Consider the following 17,942-nt stretch of genomic DNA (forward strand, 5'->3'; position numbering starts at 1 on the left):
AGGCAGGCGGCTTACGGCGGCAAGGTTTTGCCGTCCGCTGGATCGCCGATTTTCAGGAAGTGCCGGCCCGCCCCATGGTGCAAGGTGCAAGGTGCGCAATGCATCTTGCCCTTCGAAGCGCCAGCGACCGTCACTGAACACTCGCTCGTCTGCCTGTGCGGGAATCACCTCAGCCAGAAACAGATCGTATTGCTGGTGCGATTCACGCCGCGATGGCAGGCATCAAGTCGCTAGCTGATTGGCAAACTGCCCGACCGCGTTCACCACTTTCTGTGCACCATCCTGAATTTCGACAATCACCGTCCCCGCCTCTGCCGCCAGCGCCAGCCCCTGTTCAGCCTGGAGTTTGCCCTCGGTCATCAGCGCCACGGCGTTGCGCGCCATGTCCTGGTTCTGCCGCACTACGCCGACAATCTCATCGGTTGCCTGGCTGGTGCGCGAAGCCAATTGCCGGACCTCATCCGCCACCACCGCGAAGCCACGTCCCTGTTCCCCGGCCCGAGCCGCTTCGATGGCCGCGTTGAGCGCCAGCAGGTTGGTCTGTTCGGCAATCCCGCTGATGGTTTTGACAATGGTGCCGATCACCAGCGACTGCTCGTTCAGCGCTTCGATGCCTTCCCCGGCGGTTTGCATGTGCGAAGCAAGGTCACGCATCACGTTGACCGCCTGAGTCACCACCGCACTCCCGCGCTGCGCGCTGCTGTCGGTTTGCTGCGAGGTGCTATAGGCAATGTTGGCGGCTTCGGCGACGGCTTGCTCCTGATTGACTTGATCGGTAATCACCGTGGCGAATTTCACCACTTTGTAGAGTTTGTTGTTGGCATCGACCACCGGATTGTAGGAAGCCTCCAGCCAGACCACGCGACCGTGGCTGTCGATGCGCTTGAAACGGGCGGCGACGAACTCGCCTGCATTCAAGCAGCGCCAGAAGTCCTGGTACGCGGTGCTGTTGTAATCCTCGGGTTCGCAGAACATGCGGTGATGTTTGCCCTGGATTTGCGCCAGGCTGTAACCCATACCACTGAGGAACCGTTCGTTGGCCGCCAGCACGTTGCCATTGAGGTCAAACTCGATCACTGCCGTGGAGCGCACAAGCGCGCCGATCAGGTTCTCATGCTCACGAGACGCCTCGATGGTGCGGGTCAGGTCACTGGAGTAAATCGAGAAGTGCTTGATCCGGCCCTCCGCGGACCGAACCGGCTGCACGATCGAGCGCAGCCAGGCTTCCTGGCCATTGCCGCGCAACAAACGCACCGTGCCGGCAAAGTGCTCGCCACGGGTCAGTGCGACCTTGAAGCGCTTGTGGAATTCGTCCGACTTCACATGGGCCGGGACGATGTCTTCGATGTGTCGCCCTATCAGGTCGTTGCTTTTGTAAAGCATCTCGCCGATGAAGTTCTGGTTGACCGATTGAATCCGCCCATCGGCATCGAGGGTCAGGACCAGCATCTCGCTTTCCAGGCTTTCCTTCACTTGCTGGAGGCTGGAGAGTTCTTCGCGAAGAGCCGACAGCTCCTGCTTCAAGCGTTTGTTGAACATGGGATACACCGATGGACAGGGAAAGAAAGCGGCATGCAGCCTAGCCATCGGCCTAAAGGATATTTTCTGAAGAGTGTTTCAGGGTTGTCCTACAAAAATAGTTAGGCATGTTGATGTGCGTCTTGTCGCCAGAAGCCTAATGGTTGTCGAACATCGTTTCTTCACAACATTTCCGGACATTAAACACCGCTCGACAGCACTTGTTGAAAACGGCTCAAGGTTACTTCCTGCAAGCTACAACACCTTGCGTCATTGCCTACGGCTACGCCAGAATCCGCCGGCTTGTGCGCCTTGGGGGCGGTCGGTAACTTGGTTCCTGTCACTGCCCATCAGTGATCGGGTTTAGTCGCCCGGCTAGTCATCAACGGTTGCACAAGTGTTATCCAGTCAGGTTCGCCTGCACTTGATGGTGGCTGTGCGCATGGCGCTTTCGGGCGCGCCGGGTTTTGGTGGCTTTACCGGTCGACTAACTTGCGCACAGCCGCCTCCTTTTCGTTTAGTCGCGAGATGGTCACGGCCCTACTATAGAAAAGTTACCATGTTCAAGGTCACACCCAATCCACCGGACACCGATCCGGCATCGCCCTACGAATCCCTCGATTCGAACAAGCTTCACGAAGCCGCCGAGCGCGCCCTCGACCATCACTTCCCGCCAGCCGACCCCAAACCACCCAAACGTAGCGGCCAGCTCTTCAGCGTCAGCCCGGGCATCAACCCTGAAACCCTTCTCGCCAATGCCTCGGAAGATTTGCTGTCCATCAGCGCCATCGCCGCCAACCTCGCCGACGATGTGGACGGTTCCCGCCGCTCCGTAGCCCTGGCGCTCAGCCGAATGGCCGACGGTGTGCATTTGTTGGTGGAGAGAATGCGGGATCATCTGGATGACCCCGAGATAGCGGCGATTTTCGCCAAGCAACAAAGCCGCGTCATCTAATCCGCCACCCCATAAAAAAATGGGCACCCAACCTGGTTGGCGTGCCCATTCTTTTTTCCGCTCCCCCGCTACGCCGAAATGCGCCGACTGTCACTGAGCGCAGGGAGCCACGCGGCGGCTCCCGACATTAGGCATCCGCGCCCCGAAATACGCGGCACAGCTCACCCCCACTGTCCCCATTACCGCGCAGAAGATCACGCAGATCCATGGGCTCCACGGCATCAGACCGATCAGCAGCAACGGTGTGATACTCGCCCACACGGCGTAGGCAATGTTGTAGGTGAAGGAAATCCCCGAGACGCGAATCCGTGCGGGGAACAGGCTAACCATCACCGACGGCACTGCGCCGACCACCCCGCAACCGAGGCCTGCCACCGCGTACGCCAGACCGACCCAGCTGCCTCCGATGATCAGGCAGGTATAAAGCACGCCAATACCCAAAGGCAGCAGCAAGCTATAGAACATCACCGTGCGCCAGGCGCCAATGCGGTCGACCAGCAGCCCGGCGAGCACACAGCCGATATTCAGAAAAACAATGCCCAAGGCACTCAGGGCGAAGGTGTGGCTGGCGGTCATGCCGAAGGTTTTCTGCATCATGGTCGGGGTGATCACCACGAACACCACCACCGCCGAGGTCAGTACGCAAGTGAGGATCATCGCTGGCAGCATGGCCAAGCGGTGTTCACGCAAGACCGTGCGCAGCGGCAGTTCGACGGCCGCATCACGTTGGGCCTGCATGGCCATGAACACCGGGGTTTCGCTGAGCCAGCGGCGTAGCCAGACGCCGATCACGCCAAACACGCCGCCCAGCAGGAACGGATAGCGCCAGGCGTAATCAAGGATTTCCGCCGGGGTGAATGCCTGCGCCAGAAAGGTCGCCGTCAGTGCACCGATCAGGTAGCCAAACGTCAACCCGGCCTGCAGGAAACCGAGGGCATAACCGCGATGCCCGACCGGTGCATGCTCGGCGACGAACACCCAGGCGCTCGGCACTTCGCCACCCACCGCCGCGCCCTGGAGGATTCGCAGCGCCAACAGCAGCAGCGGGGCGAAATAACCGATTTGAGCGTAGGTCGGCATGATGCCGATCAGCAGGCACGGCAGCGCCATCATCAGGATGCTCAGGCTGAAGACCTTCTTGCGGCCCAGTCGGTCGGCGAAATGCGCCATCAGAATCCCGCCCAACGGCCGCGCCAGATAACCGGTCGCGAAGATCCCGAAGCTTTGCAGCAGTCGCAGCCACTCAGGCATTTCCGGTGGGAAGAACAGCTGGCTGAGGGTCAGGGCGAAAAATACGAAAATGATGAAATCGTAGATTTCCAGCGCACCGCCAAGGGCCGCAAGGCCGAGGGTCTTGTAATCCGAGCGGGTGAACGGCGCCGGATGCGAGTGAGTGTTGGCAGTCATGAAAAGGACTCTGGCATAGGCAAAAACCAAGGCGCCCATGGTCTACGCAAACGCGCCAACGGACAACCCGTTGGACCAAAGTCCTGGACGCGTAAAATTTCGAAAAACGCCTGGATTTATCCTACGGACAGGTTCGATTGCGCCTGACATGAAACCCGGAGAGGTCTTATCTCCAACCTATAAATTGCTGAGTAAACTCCGACAGCTCACACACTTTTTAAAGCAAGACAGCACTGACCAAGGATGAACAAACACATGTCTTTAATTTCGAAAACGCTGGAAGAGATGATTAACGAGATTTACCAGGACGGTAGGGTTTCAGTCGTTGAGTATAAAAAGCTGCGTGATGACGCAGATCGCCGTATGGACGCTGTCGTCCGCGAATTCGGCCAGCACAACAATTTGACCGCCCTTCAAAAAGCGATGGATGTAGTCATGCAATTGACGCAAACGTCCATCATCGATGCCAAAAAAGCCAAACTGACCGATACAGGAGAGGCCATCGTCAAGGATGCCGTATTGGCCCAGGTCGAGTACTTGCGCGCCGGTACTCACCTGGCACTAAAGCTGTTGTAACGCATCAATCTCCATCCGGCCCATAGACATCAAGCCCGGGCCGGACTCCATAACCGAGGGTTCCTGGCATCCAACTGCAGGTCTTACGCAAAAAAACTACTCGCAACCACTATTCTGTGTAACGCCGCTGATCCAGTATGGCGCGTACCCCAATCAACGGGACCACGCTGAAAAGGATCTGAGCATGTTCAAATTCGCAGCACTCACCCTCGCGGCCCTCACCCTGAGTGCCGCCGCCCATGCCGATATCGGCCTGAAGCTGGGCAGTACCGAACGCGTCACCCGCCTCTTCGCTTACCCCAACAACTGCAACGTGATCTGCTTTCGCAACTGGACGCTGGAGCAAACGGTCGAGCATTACCTGACCCAAAGCGTGCAGCGCGATGGTTACAGCGCGGCGAAAGTGCTGGTCAAAACCGATAATAATCAGCTCTACGCCGAAATCACCGGAGTACCCCGCAGCTATGAAAAACCGCTGGCGGCGTTACTCGATGCCGGTGATCTGGCCTATACCGGCGCCAGCAAGCTGAATGCCGATGGCAAGTGGGCTTACAGCTGGTATCTGTTCCTGCCACTGGGCATGGCCCTGGAAAACCGCAAAAGCATTGAACTGCTGCACTTCCCACCCGACTATTCGCTGACCCAGGCTCAGGATTACCTGCGATCCGCCACCACCGATCGCTGGGCCACACTGTTGACTGTCAACGGAATTCCGGCCGACCAGACGCCGGGCTACCAGACCATCATCGACATTGCACCGATTGCCGCGCCATCCAACGCCGGCAAGGATCTGGAAGGCGTCTACGACTACTTCAAGGACTACCAGACCACCATGGTCAAGCAACTCAGCCAGAACGCCAGTGGTGCGGCGTTGCCGATGGTCGCCTTCGGCGCGCCGGTGCGTAACTGGATCAAGCAGCAATACGGGCCGACCGTGAACGTGCTGGGCCTGGTCAGCATCAGTCCGAGCGACGGGGTGAAAGTGCCCGTTCTGGGTTCCAACCACCCAAGCTACATTTGGTACGCCGCCGACCCGGAAAGCTATACCGGCAAAGATGCACAGGCCAAGGCCGACACGGCGGGCCTTAAAGTCATGGGCCAGGATTTGAGTGCCGCGTGCTGGCAGGCCGCGATGGGCCGCCAACCGGACACTAATCCCGACATTGAACTGAGAAGTTGCACCCAAACCTGGCAAGTGGCCCAGGCAGAAAAAACCTGCGAGCTTTTCTACACCTCGATTCGCAACCTGTCGCCCGACAAAGCCGTGGCCAAGTGCGCAACGGCGCCGATCAAATCTCAGCTCAAACAGCTGAAAGCACCGGTCCCCGAGACCGCGATCCCTACCCCGGCGCTATAAAACGATGAACGGCGGGTCTACTGTCAGTTATGACAGTAGACCCGCCGTTTCATTTGCGAGAGGCTTGAATCGCACCCATGTGCTGCAGGGCTGACAGGATCGTCAGCTGATGGAGAGTTCGCAGCACCCAGCCGACAAGGATCGTTATGAAAACCCACGCCGCGCACGACACGCTTGCACAACCACCCGATGGGATTTATCCATTTGCGGAGCTGCCCGTTCGCCTTGGATTCCCCTCCAGGGCCGACTTCGAGATTATCGACAACACCCACGGATCGGCGGCAGCCGTCGCAGTGCTTCGGGACTTTCCACGCATCAGCCGAATTTGTCGGGCGTCGGGGCACCTGCTGCCGTATCGCTGTCGGCATACCCGGCAACTGGCTCATGGCATCCATGTCTATGACCCGCGCTTCTGCGGGCTGCTGCGACACTCCTGCGACCCAAACGTATTTCTCGACATGAGCGAGCTATGGTTGTGGGCGCTGAAGGACATCAAAAAAGGCGATCGACTGACGATGGACTACGCCTCTACCGAAGACAAACTCATGCGTCAGTTCGCCTGCCAGTGCGGCTCATTCGACTGCCGTGGCTGGATCACCGGCTACGATGAATCGCCGAACGCCGACGGCCAGTTGTTTCTTCAACACTGGCGCCGGCGAAGTCCATGCTGAAGGGTCGTTACAACGCCTCGACCGGACGCAGACGGTATTGCGGCGGCAATTGCTCGAAACCGCTGATGGTGGCGTTCAGGCTTTTCCAGCGACCGTCCTTGATGCCATAGATGCAGCCGTGAATCGACAGGCTCTGCCCGCGATGCCAGGCATTTTGCACAATGCTGGTGTGCCCGACGTTGGCCACTTGCTGGATGACGTTGTATTCGCAGAGGCGGTCGACCCGCTCTTCTTCAGTGGGCAACTTGGCGAGCTCCTCGCGTTTCTCATAATAGAGATCGCGAATCGAGCGCAGCCAGCCGTCGATCAGGCCCAGCTGACGGTCCTGCATTGAGGCGCGCACACCGCCGCAGCCATAGTGGCCGGTCACGAGGATGTGTTTGACCTTCAGCACATCGACTGCGTACTGAATCACCGACAGGCAATTGAGGTCGGTGTGCAGCACTACGTTGGCCACATTACGGTGTACAAACAGATCGCCGGGCAGCATGCCGACGATCTCGTTCGCCGGCACCCGGGCGTCGGAGCAACCGATCCACAGGTATTCCGGGGTTTGCTGACGGGCCAGCTTGGCGAAGAAATCAGGATCTTCTTTGGTGATCGCGTCAGCCCAACGCTCGTTGTTATCAATCAGATCTTGTAATTCGTTCATGCAATGAAGCCTCGAGAATGATGCGCTTCTATGACAGACAACCCTCTGTCGGGGTCACGCGCCAGATGCAGATACCCGGTTTTCCATGCCGGAGGAATTCTCAGCAGCCCAGAGGGTCCACCCTAGTAAGGCCTACAGTATGAGGAATTGCCATGACTGATTCACGACGTCCGTTCGATGCGACTCAACCCGAGCCCATCGATGACAACGAAGACCGCATGGGCTCGATGCATGAGCTGGATTTCGACGAGGAAGAACCCAGCGCCAAAATCGGCGACGAGCTGACGCAAACGGAGCGTGAACGCCTGATGCCTCGCGAACGCGTACGTGAAGCCGGCATGACCGGGGCCTCGACCGATGACCATGAGTCTACCGACGACGACATGAGCCCGGAAACCCTGATCCGTGAAGACGGCGCACGGGACGCCCACGAAGCGGGTGAAGGGGGCCAAGCCGATTGGGATTTGAGCATTGTCGATGCAGACGACATTGGCGGAGGGAACGGGCTGGATGAAGAGGAACTGGCGCGGCGGGATCCGATGGACGGTAATCGTTGATCTGTGGCGAGGGAGCTTGCTCCCGCTCGGCTGCGAAGCAGTCGTAAAATTTCACGACCGCTTCGCGGCCCAGCGGGAGCAAGCTCCCTCGCCACATTCGCTGTAGCTCAATCGACCAAAGTGCAGGCCATCACCACGGCATCTTCACGCCCACCCACCGCCGGGTAGTAATCGCGCCGCCGACCAATCTCGTTAAACCCATAACGCTCATACAACTTGAACGCGCCACGGTTGCTGTCGCGCACTTCCAGAAAACATTCCCGCGCCTTGGCGTCATACGCCCGGGACATCAAATGCTCCAGCAGCGTCAAGCCCAGGCCACGGCCCTGGTTCTCCGGCTTGACGGTGATGTTCAGCAGATGCGCTTCATCAAGGATGATCTGCACCACCCCGTGGCCGACCTGCTGCTCGCCTTCAAACATCAGCCATATCTGATATTTACCCAGCCCATCGAGAAAAATCCCGCGCGTCCAGGGATGGCTGTAAGCCGCGTATTCGATTTTCAGTACAGCGTCCAGGTCCGCCTCGGTCATCGGGCGGAACGATACAGCGTCACTCATTCGATTCTTTCCAACGCGCCATCAGCCGACGCATGGCTTGCCAGACATCAGCCTTACGCTGTGGCTCTTCCATTAATAATTCCAGACCCGGCAGGGCCCAGACCGAGCCCAGGCCGTCGACCTGGAGTTCACGGTTGAAGGATTCGGCGTTCGCCTCACCGGCGAAACGCACCGCCGGCAGGCCGATCAGCCACACGCAGACGCACGGTGCGTCTTCCAGCCGGGCCGAGAGAAAACCTTGCACGAAGTCGCGAGCCGCTTCCGGGCCTTGATCCATGGTGCCCCGAGACAACAGCGGCCAACGCACCGGCTCGCCGACGATCTGCGGGCTGTCCGGCAGGCCGGCGGCGCGCAGCATGTCTTTGAGCAACAGATAGGCAGGGTCGCGGGTCTGGAACGATTCGCCTGTGGGTAACTCCACCAGCAGCAGGCAACGCCCGGCCCGCAACAATTGCAGGGCGAAACGCGGTGGCGGCACGACGGGCGCCCTGGCCACGACCGGAGCGGCCTCTTCTTCAACCTTGGCGTTCGTGCGCGTGCTGGCCAACGATGGCCGCGGCACCTCGATTTTCACCCGCTCGGCCGGTTTGACCAGCGGTTCCACGGGCGAATCAGCCACAGGTGCGGGCGCAACCGGAGCAACCGGCGCGACGACCAACGGCTCGGGCATCTCCAGCAACTCAGGGCGCGAGGGCGCAGCAAAGGGCAATTCGGTGCGCGGCAGCCAGTTGACCACCTGCATGGCGGTCAAATAAGCGCGACGACGGGACTCGATAAGCAAAGGTCGGCCACTTGTGGATAACTAAAGTGCGGTGATTCTACCGCCCTTCGCTCAAGATCGCCCACGCTTGATCGATAGAAAGCCAACTGTCCGTCCCGAGAGTGAATCGCAACGGGCTTGATGCAGTACAATCGCGACTTTTAATCGCCAACCAGCCGGCCATTCCGATGATCGAACCCAAGCGCGTCTTGCGCGCCCTCGCTGAACACTGGGCACTTCTGGAGCCACTGTGCGAGCACTTCGACCAAGGCACCCTGAGCCTCAACGAATTGCGTTCACAGTTGGCCGCCCAGCAACTGGACAGTACGCCGCAGGACATCACCAGCCTGCTGGACGTGTGGATCCGCCTCGACATTCTGGTTCCCGTGGCGAAAAGCCCGAACCGTTTTGAGCTCAACGCGCAGATCCACGACTTCCTCGCCTACCTGCGCCGTGAGCACCGTCTGGGCCTGTGCCTGGAAATCGAAGCCTATTTGCGCCACCTCGAACGCCTGGCCGGTTATATCCAGGACGCCTTCGACATCCGCGACGGCCACGACCTGGCGCGCCAGTTGCGCCTGCTCGACATGCGCGTACGGGATGTATTGAAAAAACTCGCCAACGACGAACAGGCCCTGGTGGCCGTCGCCGAGCGCGCCAAGACCAGCGACCGGCAGATTCCCCTGCGTCAGCGTTACGCTGAAGTACTGGCGACCTGGGACGAATACGTCGAGCCGATGATTCAGTTGGTAAACGCCGACGGCGCCTTCGAACAAGGCGTGCGCAAGGTCGAGAACGTGTTGCTGAAAATGCTCACCGAGCAGCAACGCCTCGGCCATCTGGTCGATGACGACATGCTGCTGCGCACCCACGCGCGCATCCTCGAAATGCAGACCAGCGCCCAGCTGACGTTGCGTCATGCCCGCGAGCTGTTGCTGCCGCTGCGTGAAGAAGCCCGTCGACACAACGCCGTGACCCGTGGCGCGGCGCTGGCCTTGTCGGCCATTCGTCGCAAAGGTATCGATGCGGTGCCACAAGCGGCGATGCCGATGTTCACCCGCCCGCAAAGCACCTTCCTTGGCAGTGCCAGTCAGGTCGAAGCCTACGTTTATGCGCTGGCCCGTTTCGAGCCGAAACCGGCGCGCTTCCCCAAGGCCCACAAGACTCAGAAAGGCGAAGCGCCGCGCGCGCCCCGCACGGTTCGGGAAATGCTCGAACGTTGCGAAGACGCCCTGCCGATGCCGGACCTGATGACCTGGCTACTGGAGCAGGAACCGGACGGCGCCACCGACGAATTGCTTTATTGGTTCTCGCGCCTGTCGCGGGAAAAGCGCTTCACACGCGAGCGTCTGGAACGCCGCGATTACCACACTCACGAGCATCAGGTCAGCCTGCGCTCCTTCGCCCTGCTCTCGGCCCGCGACACCGCCGAGGATTCTGCGAGCATCCCACATGCATCTTGATCTAAACGAACTGTCCCAGCTGGCGCCGATCTTTCGCGAGCTGTTCAAGGGCTATCACGTCAGCCGCCGCGACCCGGAGCTGTACGCGCAACTGTCGAACTTCCAGGACCAGTACCGCACGCTGTTCAAGGCGTTGGGCTTCGAACTGGTCTGCGACACCCGTGGTTTCTACTACTTCGTCCCGGACCTCGCCGCGGCGGCGGTGAACAAGACCGCGCAACGCCTGGCGCTGTTCACCTTCATCCTCGTCGAACATCTGGCCGATCAGGGCCGCGACCCGGTCGCCGTGCTCGACGGCGGCAGCCTCGGTCGCGATGAATTGCCATCGCTACTGGAGAAATACCGCGACCTGTTTATCCAGGCCGAAGTGCAGACCGTCGAAGAACTCGAAGAAAAAATCATGCGCCGCATGACTCAGCTCGGTTTTGCCGGTGAAGAAAATGGCATCTATCGTTTCCTGCCGCCGATGCACCGTTTCCTCGATGTCTGCCTGTCGGTCCAGCAGGACCGTGATCTGGCCGCCAGCCTGCACAGCGTCTTGCCTCTGCCGGTTCCGGTGCTGATCGATGACGACAGCGACGAAAAGCTGCTGCAAACCGATGATCCGCTAGACCTCAGTGACTTCGAAGAAGAAAGCGAAGAAGACGCCATGGCCCGCGCCATTGCCGAAGAACAGGAGACCGACGCATGAGCAAGGAACGCTACGGCATTCGCCGCTTTGCCCTTTTGAACACCGCCGGTTACAGCCTCGGCCTGTTCCCTCTGGAAGAACCGCTGTCGGTTTACGGCGCGAACAACCTCGGTAAATCCGCCTCGATCAACGCCTTGCAGTTCCCGATCCTGGCGCGCATGTCGGACATGAGTTTCGGCAAGTACAGCCTGGAACAATCCCGGCGCTTCTACTTCGCCTCGGACACCAGTTACATCCTGGTCGAAGTCTCGCTGCCCCACGGTCCACATGTGATTGGTGTGGTCGGTCGCGGCCCGGGCGGTGGTTTCGGTCACCAGTTCTTTGCCTACGCCGGCAAACTGGACCTGGCCCATTACCAGAAAAACGACACCTGCCTGCGTCAGAAAGAATTGTTCACCAACCTTGAGCGCGAAGGCCTGAAAGCCTACGAACTCAAACCTGATGAATTGCGTCGCTTGCTGGTCGGCGGTCACACCTCGATCCCGCTGGACCTGACGCTGATCCCGCTGCGTTCCACCAGCGAGCAGAGCCTGAAGACGTTCCGCGCACTGTTCATCAACTTGCTGCACATGCGCGAAATCACCGCGGCCAAGCTCAAGCAATTGTTCCTCGATGCGTTCGAACACAGCCTGCGTTCCGGTAGCGTCGACTACATCGCCGCGTGCGAAGAAGCGTTCCGCGATGTACGACGCATGGAGCAGGACTACAACTCACTGGTCACCGCCGGCCCGTTGGTCGAAGCCCTTGCTGCAGGCGTGACCCAGCGCAATATCCTGCGCGGCAAACTGCACCGGATCTCGCCGCTACTCGATTCCCTGCTCGGCACCTGGTCGGACTACGCCAGTGCGCGCAAGGAAGAACTGACGATTCAGGCCGAGCACTACCGCAACGAGCAGGACGCGCTGCAAAACGATCAGCGCGGCGGCACTCAGGAGCTGATGCGCCTGGAGCGGGAAATCACCGGCATCCAGCGCTGGCTCGGCGAATTGTCGGTGCTCAAGCATCGCTTCGCGCTGGTCGATGACGTCAAAGTCCTGGAGCAGCAGTTGCTCGCGGCCAAGGACGCGCACGATGAACTGGCCGGTGCGCTGGCGCAGTCGCGACAGTTCTCTGCCGAAGACCTAGAAGAGCGTCTGCGGGATCTGGAAAAACGCCTGAAGTCGGTCAAGCAGCAACTCGATCACGCCGACAACAACAGCTACGCCCGTCTGCGCGAGGAGTTCTCGCAACAGGATGTCGAGCGCCTGATGCGTCTGTTCAACAGCGCACTGTTCAGCCTTCCGCTGGGCGAACACGGTATTACGCTGGACGAGGACGGTCAGTGGGTCAAATCCATGGAGCTGATTCTTGATGGCTTCAAAGGCGAGCGCTTCGAAGTACCGGGCCTGTCCATCGACATCTCGCACATCGAGCCGCCGGCCCTGCAAGCCCTGGCTGACCGCGCAGCGCTGCGCGATCAGAAAGAGCGCCTGGACAAAGAACTCAAGCAACTGAAAACTCAAGCTGCCGTGGCCGCCGACCGCGCCGCGAGCAAGACCCAGACCGAAGCGCTGTACCAGCAAGTGCTGGATGCGCAGAAAGCCCTGGAAGACTTCCGCCGCGCGCAAACCCTGAGCGCCGAGGAAGGCGACAAGCTTGAGCAATTGGCACAGATGGAAGCCGCTCAGGAGGAATTGAAACGCTCCAGCGACGCCTTCACCGAACGCGTCCAGCAACTGTCGGCCAAGCTGCAATTGGTCGGCCGGCAGATCGGTGACATGGAGGCCAAGCAACGCACCCTCGACGATGCACTGCGCCGCCGTCAGTTGTTGCCCGCGGACCTGCCGTTCGGTACGCCGTTCATGGACCCGATCGACGACTCCATGGACAACCTGCTGCCGCTGCTCAACGACTATCAGGACAGCTGGCAGGGTTTGCAGCGCAGCGATGGTCAGATCGAGGCGCTGTACGCTCAGGTCCGTCTCAAGGGTGTGGCCAAGTTCGACAGCGAAGACGACATGGAGCGCCGCCTGCAACTGCTGATCAATGCGTACGCGCACCGCACCGACGAAGCACTGACCCTTGGCAAGGCCCGTCGCGCGGCCGTTACCGACATCGCCCGGACCCTGCGCAACATCCGCAGCGACTACGACAGCCTTGAGCATCAACTAGCGTTGTTCAACCGCGAGATCAACAAGCGTCAGGTCTCGAACCTGCAAAGCTTCCGCATCGTGCTCGCGCCGAACAAGGAAGCGCTCAAGCACATCGACCAGATCATTCACAGCGCCGGCCAGTACGAAGAAGGTGAAACCCTTTCGGTCTTCGACCTGAGCCAAAGCGCCGATCAGGACAACAAGAACGAAGAAGCCAAGGAATACCTGGCGCGGCTGGTGGCGGCGAATCACAACCAGCTCGGCCTCAAGGACCTGTTCGAGCTGGCGTTCGAGATCACCAAGGTCAACGGCCAGCCGGTGATTCACACCGACATCGACGGCGCGGCATCCAACGGCACCACCATGACCATCAAGGCGCTGACCAACATGTACTTGTTGCTGCACTTGATGGACCGCGACCAGGCCGGTCGCGTGCGCCTGCCGTACTACCTCGACGAGGCAGCGGACATCGACGAGAAGAACCAGGCAGCGCTGCTGGAAACCAGTCTGCAACTGGGTTTCGTGCCGATCCTGGCGAGTGTGAAGCCGCAGGTCTGCGCCAGTGTCGCCATCGACCTGGAAGGTGGCAGCGGGCCGAACGGGATCTACATCGACGAGGCGGACTGGAAGTACATCCGTCGTCACGATGAGGTGAAGGCTGCCGTTATTGTTGAAGCGGATGAGCCGGAGCTGGATGCCGTCTGATTTGCATTAATCGAAGGCATTAAAAAGGCCGCGATCCAATGGATCGCGGCCTTTTTACTTGTGGGTACATTCTTGAAGCTGAGTGAACTTGAGGGCCTCTTCGCGAGCAAGCCCGCTCCCACAATGGATCAGTGTCATTTACAGATTTTGTGTATGTCACCGATCCATTGTGGGAGCGGGCTTGCTCGCGAAGGCGGCAGCGCAGACGCCGATAGATTACTTACCGATTGAAATCTTCGGCGCCCAGGTCAGCCATTCGTCTTCGAACTTATCGAACAGCGGGAACGTTTGCTCAGGTCGCGCCGGGCTGCCCATGCGCTCGCCGTCCGGTGTGGCGAAAGCGATACCGCCCTGAATCAGGGTCTCCAGCGATTCGGTACGCATCGTCGCACCTTTGAACAAGCCGTAATCAAAACCAAAACCACTGGAGTTCCAGAAACGCGTGCCGCTGCGCACCAACGGCGCGTACTTCGGCTCGATCAGGATGTGCACCAACACACGGTCCGCCGTCTGGCCGAGTTCATAGCCTGTCACCTTGCCCACGGTGATTTCGCGATAAGTGACCGGCACACCTGTTTTCAGCGAACCACGGCGAGCAGCGCTCAACACCAGACTCAAACCGGCTTCCTGTTTAGCGGTTTCCGGTGGATTGCTCAGGGCCACGAAGTTCTTCTGCGGACCGAGGTTTTTCGCGGCCGGTTCTACTTCGATGTATTGGCCAGTGACCAGCGTTTCCAGGTTGGATGTCTTGATCAGACCCAGTTCAGGTTTGACGACCCAAAACTGACTGCCGACCCGGGCGATACGCTCCGGCACTTCGGTGATTCGTGCAGTCAGCAGCACCGACTGCAGGTCATCGCTGAGGTCGACGTCTTCAATCTTGCCAACATCCAGGCCTTTGAAGCGAATCGGTGTGCCGCTGTGCAGGCCATCGGCGCGATCAACCCTGATCGTCACCACGGCGCCTTTTTGCGTCGCCTCATCATGACTGGTGAACAAACGGAAACGTGGAATCCGCTTCTGCAACGGCGCCTTGGCTTCCGGGGTTTCAAAGGCAATGCCGCCAGCCATCAGGCTTTGCAGCGACTCACTTTTGACCTGGATTCCACCGGTCAACCCGCCGGTGAGCGTGATGCCGCTGGCATTCCAGAACCGTGTCGAGGCGTTGACCAGCCCTTCGTATTCCTTCTCGATGTGAACACCAATCACCAACTGTTTTTTGGTGCGGGAAAACTGATAACTCTGGACCGAACCGACCTTGACCTGCTTGTAGAGAATCGGGCTGCCGACTTCCAGCGAGCCGAGGTTTTCGGTGAACAGCACCAGGTGCAATCCTGGCGCACGCAAGTCGAGCGGGGGTGCCTTCGGCCGTGCGACAAACTCGCGCTGCGGTGCGGCGCCTTTGTCCCCGGGACGCACGGCAATGTAATTACCTTTGACCAACGCTTCGAGACCGGTGATACCGGCAAGCGAAATCGACGGTTTGACCACCCAGAACTGGGTGCCTTCGACCAGGTAATCTTCGGCCAGAGGATCGAGGGTCAATTCGGCGGTGGCACTGGATAGATCAGGATCGACCTTGAGCGCTTTCAGATTGCCGACCTGGATGCCTTTGTACATTACCGGTGTGCGACCCGCCTGCATGCCTTCGAAGTCGCTGAGTTTGACCTTGACCCGAATACCGGCCGCCGCCGCATCGAAATCTTCGTAGAGACGAAACGGCAGGCTCGGGTCGGTGGGCGGGCTGTCCTTGCGGTTCTCCGGCGTGGCAAACGCGATACCGCCGGCAACGATGCTGGCCAGGGACTCGCTGCGCACTTTCACACCCGACAGGTTGGCGTCGATGCTGATGCCGCTGGCATTCCAGAAACGCGTGTGTTTGCGCACCAGTTTGGCGTAGGTGGGCTCGATGAAAACCTTGAGTTCGACGGTGCTCTGGTCTTCGGACAGCAGATAACTTTTGATCTGGCCGACCTTGATCTGCTTGTAAAACACCGGGCTACCGCGATTGAGTGAACCGAGACGATCAGCCTTGATGGTCAAGTGGAGACCGGGCTGGGCGTCCGACAGTGGTGGTTCTTCAGCCAGGGCTTTGAACTTGCGCGTCGGCTCGCCTTCGCCCGGACTGATTGCGACGTAGTTCCCCGAGACCAGTGTCTCCAGGCCAGTGATGCCGGCCAGTGTCACACTCGGCTTGATCAGCCAGAAACGGGTGCTGGTCCGCAAGTATGGCTCCACGTCCTTGTTCATCTCGATGGTAGCGATTACGCCTTTGGAGGCACCTTCGTCATCGAGTTTGAGGGTCTTTACCTTCCCGACCGACATACCTTTATAGACGACTTCAGTCTTGTTGGCCTGAATGCCTTCACCGCTTTCGAATCGCACCTGAATCTCGATGCCGGTCTCGTTATAGGCTCGCCAGCCAAGCCAGCCGCCGATGATCAGGGCAATAAGGGGCAACACCCAAATAGCTGACCAGTTCGAGGCCGGTCGGGTTTTTGCTGTAGGCAAATCAGTCATGGTCGTCGTCCGACTCCGTGTTATCCCAAATCAGTCGGGGATCAAAAGTTACTGCGGCAAGCATCGTCAGAATCACCACACTGGCGAAAGCGATGGCGCCAAGATTGGCTTCGATGCTGGCAAGCCGTCCGAAATTCACAACCGCCACCAGGATGGCGATTACAAAGATATCGAGCATCGACCAGCGGCCAATGAACTCAATAAAGCGGTACATCCAAATACGTTGGCGAGCCGACAGGGGTTGGCGGCGCTGCACGGAAAACAGCAGCAGTGCGATGCCCACCAATTTGAATGTTGGCACCAGAATACTGGCGATAAAAACCACGGCGGCGATGGGGATCATGCCGTGCTGAACGAGTTGGATCACACCGGACATGATGGTGCTGGGATCGCCCTGCCCCAGTGAACTGACGGTCATGATCGGCAACACGTTAGCCGGGATGTAGAGAACCGCGGCGGTCACCAGCAGCGCCCAGGTACGCATCACACTGTTCGGACGACGGGCGTGAACCAGCGCACCACAACGGGTGCAGACCTGCTCGTCGGTTTCGGCTTCCTGCTTGTTCAATTCATGGCATTCGGCGCAAATCAGAATGCCTGCATCAATCGCCCGCATGGGCATCCTCTCCTGATAAAGCCTGCCAGATCTGATGGGGCGACATCACCACCTCCAACCAGACCTGAACCAACAACAAACCGATGAAGCACACCAGGCCAAACCCGACGGTAATTGCTGCCATATCTGCCAGTTTGACGATCGCCACCAGTACGCCCATGAGGTAGACCTCGAGCATCCCCCAATCGCGTAAATGGTGATAAATGCGGTAGAGCAACAGGCCGTAACTGCGTCCGATATCAAAACGAATACTCAGCAGTACAACCAGTTGGCAAAGTAACTTGAGCAGCGGGATTCCCATGCTGCAGAGAAACACCACGACTGCAACGCCCTGCATTCCGGTATCGAACAGGCCAACAACGCCGCTCCAGACGGTGTCGTGCGATGACTGCCCGAGTAGATGGAGCTCCATGATGGGTAAAAAGTTCGCCGGGATGTACAACAACAGAGCGGCGAGAACCAACGCGAGACTGCGCTGTACGACGTTATGCCGATGGGCGTAGAGCTCGTAGCCGCAGCGCGGACAGAGGGCTTTCTCGCCATGGGCGAGTACGGGCTTACGCATCAACAAGTCGCACTCATGACACGCTACCAAGTCGTCCAGCGGTAATTCTGACAGCCCTGGGGCGTCAACCGGTTCTGGCATAAAGGCTCTGGCTCCGAAAAAGTTGGACCTATTCTAGTGTCATGGATCGAAAATAACTGTGCAAATTTGTGCTTTAACTGAAAGGCACTTTCCCGCGGACAAAAACAAAACCCCTACCTGCATACGCAGATAGGGGTTTCGGAATTTAATCTTGAC

General features: G+C 59.1%; 16 protein-coding genes and 2 pseudogenes. 8 read left to right on the plus strand and 10 right to left on the minus strand.

The window, feature by feature from the left end; genetic code table 11:
* Positions 1–11: 11 nt before the first annotated feature.
* The 3 genes and pseudogenes from ACQ4OB_RS02030 to ACQ4OB_RS02040 form a co-directional block, all read right to left on the minus strand.
* A pseudogene (locus ACQ4OB_RS02030) lies at positions 12–201 on the minus strand (flavin reductase); the annotation flags it as partial.
* 21 nt (positions 202–222) lie between these two features.
* Positions 223–783, minus strand: a complete 561-nt coding sequence (locus tag ACQ4OB_RS02035) for a methyl-accepting chemotaxis protein (RefSeq protein WP_430955027.1) — start codon at positions 781–783, stop codon at positions 223–225.
* Positions 763–1,587 (minus strand): annotated as a pseudogene (locus ACQ4OB_RS02040) (PAS domain-containing protein); the annotation flags it as partial. The pseudogene ACQ4OB_RS02040 and the gene ACQ4OB_RS02035, both read right to left, overlap by 21 nt.
* Before the next feature lie 490 nt (positions 1,588–2,077).
* Here ACQ4OB_RS02040 and ACQ4OB_RS02045 point away from each other — a divergent pair.
* Positions 2,078–2,473 carry a DUF6124 family protein gene (locus tag ACQ4OB_RS02045; RefSeq protein ID WP_430955020.1) on the plus strand — a complete coding sequence of 132 codons (396 nt, stop codon included), beginning with the start codon at positions 2,078–2,080 and terminating at the stop codon, positions 2,471–2,473.
* 90 nt (positions 2,474–2,563) lie between these two features.
* Here ACQ4OB_RS02045 and ACQ4OB_RS02050 read toward each other — a convergent pair whose 3' ends face one another.
* A complete protein-coding gene (locus ACQ4OB_RS02050) occupies positions 2,564–3,880 on the minus strand; it encodes an MFS transporter (protein WP_430955021.1) in 1,317 nt (438 codons plus the stop codon).
* Positions 3,881–4,135: 255 nt separating this feature from the next.
* Here ACQ4OB_RS02050 and ACQ4OB_RS02055 point away from each other — a divergent pair, with 255 nt between their 5' ends.
* From ACQ4OB_RS02055 to ACQ4OB_RS02065, 3 genes are all read left to right on the plus strand, one after another.
* On the plus strand, positions 4,136–4,456 hold the full coding sequence (locus ACQ4OB_RS02055; RefSeq protein ID WP_074880302.1) for a hypothetical protein: 321 nt from the start codon (positions 4,136–4,138) through the stop codon (positions 4,454–4,456).
* Between the two features lie 184 nt (positions 4,457–4,640).
* On the plus strand, positions 4,641–5,813 hold the full coding sequence (locus ACQ4OB_RS02060) for a hypothetical protein (RefSeq protein WP_430955022.1): 1,173 nt from the start codon (positions 4,641–4,643) through the stop codon (positions 5,811–5,813).
* A 146-nt stretch (positions 5,814–5,959) separates the two neighbouring features.
* Entirely contained in the window at positions 5,960–6,484 is a 525-nt protein-coding gene (locus ACQ4OB_RS02065) for an SET domain-containing protein-lysine N-methyltransferase (RefSeq protein WP_074880308.1), read from the plus strand.
* A 7-nt stretch (positions 6,485–6,491) separates the two neighbouring features.
* Here the strand turns inward: ACQ4OB_RS02065 and can are convergent, their stop codons facing one another.
* Positions 6,492–7,136: a carbonate dehydratase gene (gene can / locus ACQ4OB_RS02070; RefSeq protein ID WP_074880312.1), complete on the minus strand. Its 645-nt coding sequence runs from the start codon at positions 7,134–7,136 to the stop codon at positions 6,492–6,494.
* Positions 7,137–7,288: 152 nt separating this feature from the next.
* Between can and ACQ4OB_RS02075 the strand changes: the two genes are divergently transcribed.
* On the plus strand, positions 7,289–7,693 hold the full coding sequence (locus ACQ4OB_RS02075) for a serine kinase/phosphatase (protein ID WP_102615255.1): 405 nt from the start codon (positions 7,289–7,291) through the stop codon (positions 7,691–7,693).
* Positions 7,694–7,800: 107 nt separating this feature from the next.
* Here ACQ4OB_RS02075 and rimI read toward each other — a convergent pair whose 3' ends face one another.
* Positions 7,801–8,253, minus strand: coding sequence for a ribosomal protein S18-alanine N-acetyltransferase (gene rimI, locus ACQ4OB_RS02080; RefSeq protein ID WP_074880319.1), 453 nt, complete (start codon positions 8,251–8,253; stop codon positions 7,801–7,803).
* Positions 8,246–8,995, minus strand: coding sequence for an energy transducer TonB (locus tag ACQ4OB_RS02085; protein ID WP_076029755.1), 750 nt, complete (start codon positions 8,993–8,995; stop codon positions 8,246–8,248). The genes rimI and ACQ4OB_RS02085 overlap by 8 nt, the downstream gene beginning before the upstream one ends.
* Before the next feature lie 206 nt (positions 8,996–9,201).
* Here ACQ4OB_RS02085 and mksB point away from each other — a divergent pair, with 206 nt between their 5' ends.
* The 3 genes from mksB to mksF are packed head-to-tail and all read left to right on the plus strand — an operon-like array spanning position 9,202 to position 14,004.
* A complete protein-coding gene (gene mksB, locus ACQ4OB_RS02090) occupies positions 9,202–10,476 on the plus strand; it encodes an Mks condensin complex protein MksB (RefSeq protein WP_162493964.1) in 1,275 nt (424 codons plus the stop codon).
* Positions 10,466–11,167, plus strand: coding sequence for an Mks condensin complex protein MksE (gene mksE, locus ACQ4OB_RS02095; protein WP_038981553.1), 702 nt, complete (start codon positions 10,466–10,468; stop codon positions 11,165–11,167). The genes mksB and mksE overlap by 11 nt, the downstream gene beginning before the upstream one ends.
* Positions 11,164–14,004, plus strand: coding sequence for an Mks condensin complex protein MksF (mksF, locus tag ACQ4OB_RS02100; RefSeq protein WP_430955023.1), 2,841 nt, complete (start codon positions 11,164–11,166; stop codon positions 14,002–14,004). Before mksE ends, mksF begins: the two co-directional genes overlap by 4 nt.
* Before the next feature lie 216 nt (positions 14,005–14,220).
* On the opposite strand, the gene ACQ4OB_RS02105 is transcribed toward mksF, so the two are convergent.
* The 3 genes from ACQ4OB_RS02105 to ACQ4OB_RS02115 are packed head-to-tail and all read right to left on the minus strand — an operon-like array spanning position 14,221 to position 17,786.
* Positions 14,221–16,524: a PqiB family protein gene (locus tag ACQ4OB_RS02105; protein ID WP_102615254.1), complete on the minus strand. Its 2,304-nt coding sequence runs from the start codon at positions 16,522–16,524 to the stop codon at positions 14,221–14,223.
* The gene (locus ACQ4OB_RS02110) at positions 16,517–17,140 is read right to left on the minus strand and encodes a paraquat-inducible protein A (protein ID WP_074880335.1); all 624 of its coding nucleotides are present in this window, start codon (positions 17,138–17,140) and stop codon (positions 16,517–16,519) included. Before ACQ4OB_RS02110 ends, ACQ4OB_RS02105 begins: the two co-directional genes overlap by 8 nt.
* Complete coding sequence (locus ACQ4OB_RS02115; RefSeq protein ID WP_074880340.1) at positions 17,127–17,786, minus strand: paraquat-inducible protein A; 660 nt, start codon at positions 17,784–17,786, stop codon at positions 17,127–17,129. Before ACQ4OB_RS02115 ends, ACQ4OB_RS02110 begins: the two co-directional genes overlap by 14 nt.
* Between the last annotated feature and the right edge of the window lie 156 nt (positions 17,787–17,942).

Origin of the sequence: Pseudomonas sp. ES4 (assembly GCF_050586665.1) — a bacterium.
GTDB classification, from domain to species: domain Bacteria; phylum Pseudomonadota; class Gammaproteobacteria; order Pseudomonadales; family Pseudomonadaceae; genus Aquipseudomonas; species Aquipseudomonas frederiksbergensis.